The following is a 9843-nucleotide window of genomic DNA, read 5'->3' as shown; positions in this document are numbered from 1 at the left end:
CACCCGAGAGAGTGTGGGAGAGTAGGACACCGCCGGACAACCATTACGGCTCGAGGCCCCACCACCGGTGGGGCCTCGACCCCTTTAACCCCCCAACACCCCCACCCAACACCCCCACCCAACACCCCCACCCAACACCACACGCCACGCCACACCACGGCCGGAAGACCGAGGGGAGTCGAGCTATGCATCACATCTTCGGCAACCACCGGTATGGATGAAGGTCCGGTCCGGGCTTCGTGGTTCCATAGATGGGTAGGACCCACAGCAAAATAGAGACCCGCCGGCGCTTCTTCGCCGGCACCTGACGAGAGGACCGCGCTGCCATGGCTGAGCAGGAGCACACCGCTGGACGAGACGGGGAGTCCCGCCGGCCGGGACGTGCGGACCGCGGAGACCAGGGCGGGTCGGGCCGGGCAGGCCGTCATTCCTGGGGGTCGAAGTCGGGCGGTCACCGCACGCCTTCCTCCACGGATGGTGCGGACCAGGACCGCCGCTCCGGCTCACGGTCCTCCTCCGGCCAGGACAGGGCCGAGCGCGGCGCTCCTCGCGACGATCGTCGGGCCGCGCGTCCGGAAGGCGGTATGCGAGGCTCCGGCAGCAGTGGTCGGCCTTCGGGCGGACGGCCTGCCTGGAAAGGCCGGTCCGGGGCTGAGGGTGCGGGTCGCACCGGCAGTCCGTCCGAACGTGATGCCCAGGGCACGAGCCGCGACAGGGCGGCGTACGGGCGCGACGACAGGCCTGCGTACGACCGCGGTCCGCGGGCAAATCAGGAACGCGGCGGCACCTATGGCCAGCGCGAGGACCGCCCGAGGCGCGACACGGATCGCGTGGCGCGGACGTCGGATCGCGCTCAGGGAGGATCCGACGGAGGTAGGGGCGCACAGCTGCGAGGTTCTGCGTCCCGTGGAGGGTCAGCGGCAGGGTCTGCGGCGGACAAGCACTCACGGTACCCGGGTCGCGGTGGAGCACCTGCGGATCGCACGACAGGCGGTGCAGAGAAGCCCTGGAAGTCCCGCAACTCCTCCGACGGGCGCGCCGGCAGCGACCGTCGCGCGGGCGGAGGCTCCGACTCCTACCGCCGTCCCGGGGATCGCGGGGACGGTCGCGGCGCAGGGCCCCGCGCGGACGATCGCCGAGGACCGCGAATGGACGAGGCCTCATCAGCGCCCCGTCCGCACAACGCGCGCGATCTCCGCAGCGCCAATCGCCCTGACCGTGAGCGGTCACCTGAGATCGACGAGGACGTCAAGGGCGACGAGCTGGATCGAGTCACGCGCGCCCAAGTGCGCAATCTCGAGGAACGCAGCGCTCTGTGGGTGGCCAAGCACCTCGTCATGGCCGGACGGCTCGTCGACGACGACCCCGAGCTGGCGTTCCAGCATGCGCTGGCTGCAAGCCGTCGTGGCGGCCGTCTCGCCGCCGTGCGTGAGGCCGTGGGCGTGACCGCGTACGCTGCAGGGCACTACGGCGAAGCTCTCCGCGAATTCAGGACCTTCCGACGCATCAGCGGCTCGAATGTGCACCTGCCGGTCATGGCCGACTGCGAGCGGGGGCTCGGGCGCCCTGACAGGGCGCTGGACCTTGCGCGCAGCGAGGAAGCGGCGTCGCTGGACGCCGCAGGCAAGGCCGAGCTCGCGATGGTCGTCTCCGGTGCGCGGACGGATCTGGGTCAGCTCGACGCGGCCGTCTCGGCCCTGGAAATCCAGCAGCTGGACCTCCAGAGGGCGTTCTCCTTCAGTCCGCGGCTCTTCCGTGCCTACGCCGATGCGCTCGACGCCGTCGGGCGCTCCGGCGAGTCCGATAAGTGGCGGCGCCAGGCTGGTGTGGCCGAGCGCGCGCTCGGACTCGATGACGAGCTGGAACCCGACATCATCGATCTCGGCGAGGACGACGATCCAGCACCTGTGCCGGTCCCGCGCGTCGCCGACCTCCTCGGCTCGCCGGCCTCGGCCGGCGCCACCGAGGCCGCGGAGGACGCAAGCGACGGAGTCAGCGCCGGAGAAGGACATGCGGTCGACGAGGACGACACTGCAGGTGACAGCGCAGTCGACGATGGTGATGCCGGGATCGACGACGGCAGCCGCGACGCCGCCGACGCTGAGAAGCCCGAGCCTGCCGTCGGGGACGAGGAAGGCGTCGATCCCGTGACCCGCCACGACGGCGAGGTCGGGCCGGGGGCGGACAGCGTGCAACCGGGCGTGCAGCTGCCGATCCCGGTCGACGGTATGCCCTCCGATGCTGTGTCCTCCGACGAGGAGGGCGACATGGCTCGGGAGGGCGACATGGGTCAGGAGGACGACCGGACGGAGGAGGGTTCCGGCACCGCGTCTGAGGCCGCTCCTTCGTCCGAGGCGCCAGGCGCCGCCGATATCGATGCGACGGATGATGCGACGGTGACGGTCGATGCCGTTCCCGTCGGCGAGTCCGCGGCGCCGGTCCAGGCACTCCAGACCGAGATGCTCTTCAGCATGGACGACTCCGGGACCGCCGAGATCGCCGACGCCGGGCAGCACACCCGAGGACCGGAGCCGGCCCTCGCCGTCCAGTTCTCGGAGCCGGTCACGGAGCCGGACACGGCTACAGGCGACGCAGCAGCGGGGACCGCATCCGACGATGGTCCCGAGGCCAAGACGGCCGCGCCGAAGCGCAAGCGCGCCACCAAACCCGCGGTGATCCAGGACGACGGCGTCGATGACTGAGCACGCCACGACCGGGGAATCCACCGCGGAGCGTACCGCCGGGCGCCTGATCGACGGCTACGACGGCGTCCTGGCCGACCTCGACGGCGTGGTCTACGCGGGGCCGCATGCGATCGACGGCGCGAGGGATGCCCTCGAGCGCCTCGCGGGCGAGGGCAAGAGCCTCGCCTACGTGACGAACAACGCGTCGCGGTCCTCCGAGCAGGTCGCGGCGCACCTGCGCGAGCTCGGTGCCCCGGCGACGGCCGACCAGGTGTTCGGCTCCGCGCAGGCCGGCGCCGAGCTGCTGGCCGGCCAGGTGGCAGCAGGCTCGACAGTGCTCGTCGTGGGGAGCGAGACCCTCGCCGATGCCGTCCGGGCGCAGGGACTCGCCGTCGTCGCCTCGGCGGACGACGGGCCGGACGCCGTCATCCAGGGCTTCGCCCCCTCGGTCGGCTGGAAGGACCTCGCGGAGGCCGCCTACGCCGTCGCCGCCGGGGCCACCTGGGTCGCCACCAACACCGACATGTCCATCCCGCAGGAGCGGGGCATCGCTCCCGGGAACGGCACGCTCGTGGCTGCCGTGGCCGCTGCGACCGGGAAGTCGCCCTCGATCGCGGGTAAGCCCGGCGCCGTACTGTTCGAGACCGCGGCCCGCCACTCCGGCGTCGACCGCGCCCTCGTGATCGGCGACCGGCTCGACACCGACATCCTCGGCGGCAACCGTGCCGGCATGGCGACAGCCCTCGTGCTCACGGGTGTGGACACCGTCCGTACCGCCCTCGCTGCGCACGTGGCCGAGCGACCCGTCTACCTCATCGGGTCCCTCGCGGACCTGTACGAGGAGTACCCCGCGATCACGGTCGAGGACGGGACCTACGCCTGCCGCGGGGCGTCAGCCCGGGTGACGGGCTCCATGGTGACGGTGAGCGGGCGCGAGGACGACCTCGACAGCTGGCGTGCAGCCTGCGCTGCCTGGTGGGCCGCGCATCCCGACACGGCGCCGGAGTCCCCTCCCGAGGTGGGCTTCGGGACCGCTGGCTAGGCTGGAGGACGGACACACGATCGACACGGGACACGAGAGGACGGTGACGGTGCACGACAGGATCGAGGCTCCGGGCGGAACCATCACGGGGGACACGCACGTCGACGCGGTCCTGCAGGCTCTCGACCGGCTCGCGCATCTCGCCGTGACCGAGCATGCCGAGGTGTACCTCGACGTGCTCGAGCGCCTGGGAGGGGAGTTGAACCCCGAGGAGAGACTCCGACGGACGGGAGCCCATGGCTCGCCTTGACCAGGAACTTGTGGCGCGCGGGCTCGCGCGGTCGCGATCCCATGCCGCCCAGCTGATCGCGGCGGGACGGGTGCTGCGTGAGGGTGTCGTGGCCCTGAAACCCTCGGCCCCGATCCTCCCGGCGGACACCCTGCTCGTCGAGGAACGGGGCGAGGAGTACGTCAGCCGTGCCGGCACCAAGCTCGACGGCGCACTGCGCGCCTTCCCGGCAGTGGACCCGGCAGGCAGGCGCTGCCTCGACGCCGGTGCCTCGACGGGCGGATTCACCGACGTGCTCCTGCGACGCGGGGCGCGCGAGGTCGCCGCCGTCGACGTCGGGCACGGCCAACTCGTGCAGCAGTTACGCGACGACCCGCGCGTGCACGTCTTCGAGGGCATGAACGTCCGCCACCTCGACCCGTCGGCGATCGGCGGCCCGGTGGAGCTCACCGTCGCCGACCTGTCCTTCATCTCCCTCCGCCTGGTCGTGGACGCGCTGGCCGGCGCCACCGTTCCCGGCGGCGAGCTGCTCCTCATGGTGAAGCCCCAGTTCGAGGTGGGCCGCAGCGGACTCAACCGCCTCGGCGTCGTGACCTCGCCCGAATCCCGCCGGCGCGCCGTCGCCGGCGTCGTGCGCAGCGCGCTTGCGAGCGGCCTGCTGGTCGCCGGGGTCGCTCAGAGCGGTCTGCCCGGCCAGGACGGCAACGTGGAGTACTTCGTGTGGATAAAGGTGCCTGCCGACGGATTGGTGCCTAGGATCGAGGGGGAGCTGGACCGGTTGACCGACCAGGCACTGCATGCGCTCTTCCCACCGCCCGGCACGGCCCGCCCCACAGATCAGACGGAGCTCGATGAGTAGACGAATCCTGGTTCTTGCGCACACCGGCCGCAGGAACGCGATGATCGCCGCGCAGGAAGCGTGCACACGCCTCCACGACCTCGGGCTCCAGCCCGTCATGCGGCCCGAGGAGCTCGCCGACCTCCAGGGGGAATACGGAGCCCTCGTGGCCCCGGCCGAGGCGCTCGGCGACGGCGTGGACTTCGGCGACGTGGAACTCGTCATGGTCCTCGGCGGCGACGGCACCATCCTGCGGGCCGCCGAAATGGTCCGGGATGCGGACATACCCCTCCTCGGCGTCAACCTGGGGCACGTGGGCTTCCTGGCCGAGAGCGAGCGTGCCGATCTCGAGGAGACGGTGCGATGGGTCGCGGACCGCAGCTACACCGTGGAGGAGCGGACCACCATCGAGGTGGTCGTGTGGCACGGCGACACGATGCTCGGACAGAGCTGGGCGCTCAACGAGGTGGCCGTCGAGAAGGCGGACCGTGAGCGCATGATCGAGGTGGTCATGGAGGTGGACGGCCGCCCCGTGAGTTCCTTCGGCTGCGACGGCGTGGTGCTTGCCACGCCCACCGGCTCCACCGCGTACGCCTTCTCCGCCGGCGGGCCGATCGTCTGGCCGGAGGTCGAGGCGCTCCTCATGGTGCCCATCAGCGCCCACGCACTCTTCGCGAAACCGCTCGTGGTCGCGCCCACATCGGTACTCGCGGTCGAACTCCTGACCCGCACCGATGCCGCCGGCGTAATGTGGTGCGACGGACGCCGCAGCATCCACCTGCCGCCCGGAGCCCGTGTCGAGGTACAGCGCTCGGAGCGCCCCGTCCGGCTGGCCCGCACACGTCAGACACCGTTCTCGGAACGGCTCGTCCGCAAGTTCGAACTACCCATCCAGGGCTGGCGCGGCCCCGTGAAGCACCAGGACGGACCCCAGCGATGATCGAGGAGATGCGGATCCGCGACCTCGGCGTCATCACCGACGCCACCCTCAGCCTCGGGCCGGGCCTGACCGTCGTGACGGGTGAGACCGGCGCGGGCAAGACCATGGTCATCACGGCGCTGGGCCTGCTGCGGGGAGCACGGTCCGATGCCGGTGCCGTCCGCCTGAACGCGAAGTCTGCCTCAGCCGAGGCCGTGCTGCGGCTCGAGCCGGGCAGCCCGGCCGCCCTGAGGGCCGCCGAGGCCGGGGCCGAGCTGGAGGAGCACGACGGCGTGGCCGAACTGATCCTCGCCCGCACCGTGACGAGCGAGGGCCGCAGTCGCGCGTACGTGGGCGGCCGGGCGGCCCCCGTGGGCGTCCTCGCGGAGCTGGGGGACGAGCTCGTCGTCGTCCATGGGCAGTCCGACCAGCTGCGGCTCAAGGGCGCGCCGGCCCAGCGGCAGGCCCTGGACAAGTTCGGCGGCAAGCCCCTCGAGGAGGTCCTCCATGGCTACGAGGACGCGTTCCGCCGGTGGCGGGACGCCGTCGCCGAACGCGATCGGCTGAGGAGCGAGGCGCGTGAGCGGCTCCGTGAGGCCGAGGGCCTGGAAGCGGCCCTGACGGAGATCGGCGACCTCGACCCGCAGCCCGGGGAGGATGCGGCCCTGAAGGCGGAATCGATGCGCCTCGGGAATCTCGAGGAGCTCCGCACAGCCGCGCTCGTGGCCCATCAGGCGCTCGTGTCCGAGGACATCGGAGCGAGTGCCGACGCGGTGTCGCTGGTCGACGAGGCGAAGCGCCAGCTCGAGGCGGTCGCCGAGCACGACGCCGACCTCGGGAAGCTCGCCGAGCGGCTCGCGGAGGTCGGTTACCTCCTGGCGGACATCTCCGCGGAAGTGGCCGGCTACGGGACGGCGCTCGATTCCGAGGGCGCGGGCCGGCTCGAGGAGGTCGAGTCGCGACGCGCCGCGCTGTCCGTGCTGACCCGGAAGTACGCTCCGACCATCGACGAGGTCCTCGCCTGGCAGGAGGACGCCGTCAAGCGCCTGCTCGAGCTGAGCGGCGACTCCTCCCGGGTGGAGGAGCTCGACGACGTCATCACGGGCCTCGACAGCGAGGTGCACGACCTCGCGGCAGCCCTGTCGTCGCTGAGGAGGGCGGCGGCGGAGAGTCTCGCCGAGAAGGTCAGCGACGAGCTGACGGCCCTGGCCATGCCCGACGCACAGCTCCTCATCGAGGTGACGCCGTCCGAGTCCCTGACCGTCCACGGGGCCGACGACATCGCGTTCAACCTGCAGCCGCACCCCGGTTCCGCGCCGCGCGCGCTGGGCAAGGGGGCATCGGGCGGCGAGCTGTCCCGCGTGATGCTGGCCATCGAGGTGGTCCTCGCGGCCGTCGACCCCGTGCCCACCTTCGTGTTCGACGAGGTGGACGCCGGGGTCGGAGGCAAGGCCGCCGTCGAGATCGGCCGCCGGCTCGCGATGCTGGCCGAACACGTCCAGGTCATCGTGGTGACCCACCTGCCCCAGGTGGCCGCCTTCGCCGCACGTCACATCCGCGTCACGAAGAACGTCTCCCGCGACGGCGACGGGGGAGGCGTGACGGCGAGCGACGTCGAGGTCCTGCCCGATGACGAGCGGGTGCGCGAGCTCGCCCGCATGCTCGCCGGCCAGGAGGACTCGGCCTCGGCACGCGCCCACGCCGAGGAACTCCTCGCCGATGCCGCCCGCACAACCGGTCGGTGATAGCCTTGAACTCCGTGGCGCAGCAAATAAACTCCCGGTTCCTGAAATCCGCAACGACCAAGCACATCTTCGTGACTGGCGGCGTGGCCTCCTCTCTCGGCAAGGGACTGACGGCATCCAGCCTGGGTCACCTCCTGAGGGCGCGCGGCCTCTCCGTGACCATGCAGAAGCTCGATCCCTACCTCAACGTGGATCCCGGCACGATGAACCCGTTCCAGCACGGCGAGGTCTTCGTGACCGACGACGGCGCCGAGACGGACCTCGACATCGGCCATTACGAGCGGTTCCTGGACGAGAACCTCGACGGGTCGGCGAACGTCACGACCGGCCAGGTGTACTCGACGGTCATCGCCAAGGAGCGCCGCGGGGAGTACCTCGGCGACACCGTGCAGGTCATCCCGCACATCACGGACGAGATCAAGCGCCGTATGCGCCTGCCGGCCGAGGCCGCGCCGGGCAGGAAGGCCCCCGACGTCATCATCACCGAGATCGGCGGCACCGTCGGCGACATCGAGTCGCAGCCGTTCCTCGAGTCCGCCCGCCAGGTCCGCCAGGACGTCGGCCGGAACAACGTCTTCTTCCTCCACGTCTCCCTCGTGCCGTACATCGGTCCGTCCCAGGAACTGAAGACCAAGCCCACCCAGCACTCGGTCGCCATGCTGCGCTCCATCGGCATCCAGCCCGACGCCATCGTGATCCGCTCCGACCGCGAGGTTCCCGCGGCGATGCGCGAGAAGATCGGCCGCATGTGCGACGTGGACCTCGACGCCGTGGTCAACGCGGCCGACGCCCCGAGCATCTACGACATCCCGAAGACGCTCCACGCGCAGGGCCTCGACGCGTACATCGTCCAGGCGCTCGACCTGAAGTTCAAGGACGTCAACTGGAGCAAGTGGAACAAGCTGCTCGAGGCGGTCCACAATCCGAAGCACCAGGTCGAGGTGGCCCTCGTAGGCAAGTACATCGACCTCCCCGACGCCTACCTCTCCGTGACCGAGGCGCTCCGCGCGGGCGGCTTCGCGAACAAGGCCAAGGTCACCATCAAGTGGGTGCCGTCCGACGAGTGCCAGACACCGGAGGGCGCGAAGAAGGCCCTGGCCGGCGTGGACGCGATCTGCATCCCCGGCGGCTTCGGGATCCGGGGCCTCGAGGGCAAGCTCGGCGCGCTGACCTACGCCCGTGAGAACGGGGTCCCCACCCTGGGCCTGTGCCTCGGACTGCAGTGCATGGTCATCGAGTACGCCCGGAACGTCGTGGGCCTCGAGGGTGCATCCTCGAGCGAGTTCGAGCCGGACACGAAGTACCCCGTGATCGCGACGATGGCGGAGCAGCTCCACATCGTCGCCGGCGAGGGCGACATGGGCGGCACCATGCGCCTGGGCCGCTGGGAGGCGAAGCTCCAGGAGGGCTCCGTCATCGCGGGTACCTACGGCAAAACCACCGTGTTCGAACGGCACCGCCACCGCTACGAGGTGAACAACGAGTTCCGCGACCAGATCGCCGAGGCCGGCCTCGTGTTCTCCGGGACGACGACGGACGGCCAGCTCGTGGAGTTCGCCGAACTGCCGAAGGACGTGCACCCGTACTACGTCTCCACGCAGGCCCACCCCGAACTGAGCTCACGCCCCACCCGCCCCCACCCGCTGTTCGCGGGCCTCGTCAAGGCGGCGCTCGAGCGCCGCGGCGCGAAGGTTTGAGCATGGGACTGCCCGGGCCGGGAAACGCCGCGTTCAGCGACGAACAGAGCCCGCGCCGGTTCCTCGGAGCCACCACGGTCTATGAGGGGCGCGTGTGGGACGTGGTCAGTGAGCAGTTCAGCCTGACCGACGCCGGTGAGGCGATCACGCGGGACTTCATCCGGCACCCCGGGGCGGTCGCCGTGCTGGTGCTCGACGACGACGGGCAGGTCCTCCTGCTGCGCCAATACCGCCACCCGGTGCGGATGGCGCTCTGGGAGATCCCCGCCGGGCTCCTCGACGAGGACGGCGAGGACTTCGTGGACGCCGCCGCGCGCGAGCTCGCCGAGGAGGCGGACCTCACGGCGCGCCAGTGGCACGTGCTCGTCGACCTGTTCCTGTCCCCGGGATCGTCCTCCGAAGCCCTCCGCGTGTATCTGGCGCGGGGGATCGGTGACGTCCCGGAAGCCGACCGGCACACGCGCACCCACGAGGAGGCCGAGATCGAACTGCGGTGGGTGGACCTGGACGCCGCCGTCGACGCGGTGCTCGAGGGGCGCATCCACAGCCCGTCCGCGGCCGCCGCGATCCTCGCGGCCCGCGTGGCGCGCGAGAACGGGTTCGCCGACCTGCGGCCCGCCACGACGCCCTGGCCCGAGCACCCGAGCCAGCACGCGACGTGGCCGCACGGTGCCGTGCTCGAAGGCTGA

The 9843-nt window shown here is 71.2% G+C and carries 8 protein-coding genes; all 8 read left to right on the top strand.

Going from position 1 to position 9843, the window contains the following annotated elements; translation table 11 throughout:
• Positions 1-1148: 1148 nt before the first annotated feature.
• Genes AC4D2O_RS08840 through AC4D2O_RS08805 form a run of 8 tightly spaced genes read left to right on the top strand, consistent with a single transcriptional unit; the run spans position 1149 to position 9843 of the window.
• Positions 1149-2702, top strand: a complete 1554-nt coding sequence (locus tag AC4D2O_RS08840) for a hypothetical protein (protein ID WP_490906479.1) — start codon at positions 1149-1151, stop codon at positions 2700-2702.
• Positions 2695-3726: an HAD-IIA family hydrolase gene (locus AC4D2O_RS08835; protein ID WP_490906478.1), complete on the top strand. Its 1032-nt coding sequence runs from the start codon at positions 2695-2697 to the stop codon at positions 3724-3726. Before AC4D2O_RS08840 ends, AC4D2O_RS08835 begins: the two co-directional genes overlap by 8 nt.
• Before the next feature lie 49 nt (positions 3727-3775).
• Entirely contained in the window at positions 3776-3976 is a 201-nt protein-coding gene (locus AC4D2O_RS08830) for a hypothetical protein (RefSeq protein WP_490906477.1), read from the top strand.
• Positions 3963-4814 (top strand): TlyA family RNA methyltransferase, encoded by an 852-nt coding sequence (locus tag AC4D2O_RS08825; protein ID WP_490906476.1) that lies wholly within the window; start codon positions 3963-3965, stop codon positions 4812-4814. The genes AC4D2O_RS08830 and AC4D2O_RS08825 overlap by 14 nt, the downstream gene beginning before the upstream one ends.
• Positions 4807-5733, top strand: coding sequence for an NAD kinase (locus AC4D2O_RS08820; RefSeq protein ID WP_490906474.1), 927 nt, complete (start codon positions 4807-4809; stop codon positions 5731-5733). Before AC4D2O_RS08825 ends, AC4D2O_RS08820 begins: the two co-directional genes overlap by 8 nt.
• A complete protein-coding gene (gene recN / locus AC4D2O_RS08815) occupies positions 5730-7457 on the top strand; it encodes a DNA repair protein RecN (protein WP_490906473.1) in 1728 nt (575 codons plus the stop codon). The genes AC4D2O_RS08820 and recN overlap by 4 nt, the downstream gene beginning before the upstream one ends.
• Positions 7454-9154, top strand: coding sequence for a CTP synthase (gene pyrG / locus AC4D2O_RS08810; RefSeq protein ID WP_490906471.1), 1701 nt, complete (start codon positions 7454-7456; stop codon positions 9152-9154). Before recN ends, pyrG begins: the two co-directional genes overlap by 4 nt.
• Positions 9155-9156: 2 nt before the next feature.
• Positions 9157-9843 (top strand): NUDIX domain-containing protein, encoded by a 687-nt coding sequence (locus tag AC4D2O_RS08805; protein WP_490906470.1) that lies wholly within the window; start codon positions 9157-9159, stop codon positions 9841-9843.

It is taken from the genome of Arthrobacter sp. TJ-238, assembly GCF_058269215.1.
This window is presented reverse-complemented; position numbering and strand designations above follow the sequence as displayed.

Excerpts from the sequence above, each read along its gene's own strand:
- AC4D2O_RS08820 (WP_490906474.1), top strand. The coding sequence starts at position 4,807 with ATGAGTAGACGAATCCTGGTTCTTGCGCACACCGGCCGCAGGAACGCG.
- AC4D2O_RS08825 (WP_490906476.1), top strand. The coding sequence starts at position 3,963 with ATGGCTCGCCTTGACCAGGAACTTGTGGCGCGCGGGCTCGCGCGGTCG.
- recN (WP_490906473.1), top strand. The coding sequence starts at position 5,730 with ATGATCGAGGAGATGCGGATCCGCGACCTCGGCGTCATCACCGACGCC.
- AC4D2O_RS08835 (WP_490906478.1), top strand. The coding sequence starts at position 2,695 with ATGACTGAGCACGCCACGACCGGGGAATCCACCGCGGAGCGTACCGCC.
- AC4D2O_RS08840 (WP_490906479.1), top strand. The coding sequence starts at position 1,149 with ATGGACGAGGCCTCATCAGCGCCCCGTCCGCACAACGCGCGCGATCTC.
- AC4D2O_RS08805 (WP_490906470.1), top strand. The coding sequence starts at position 9,157 with ATGGGACTGCCCGGGCCGGGAAACGCCGCGTTCAGCGACGAACAGAGC.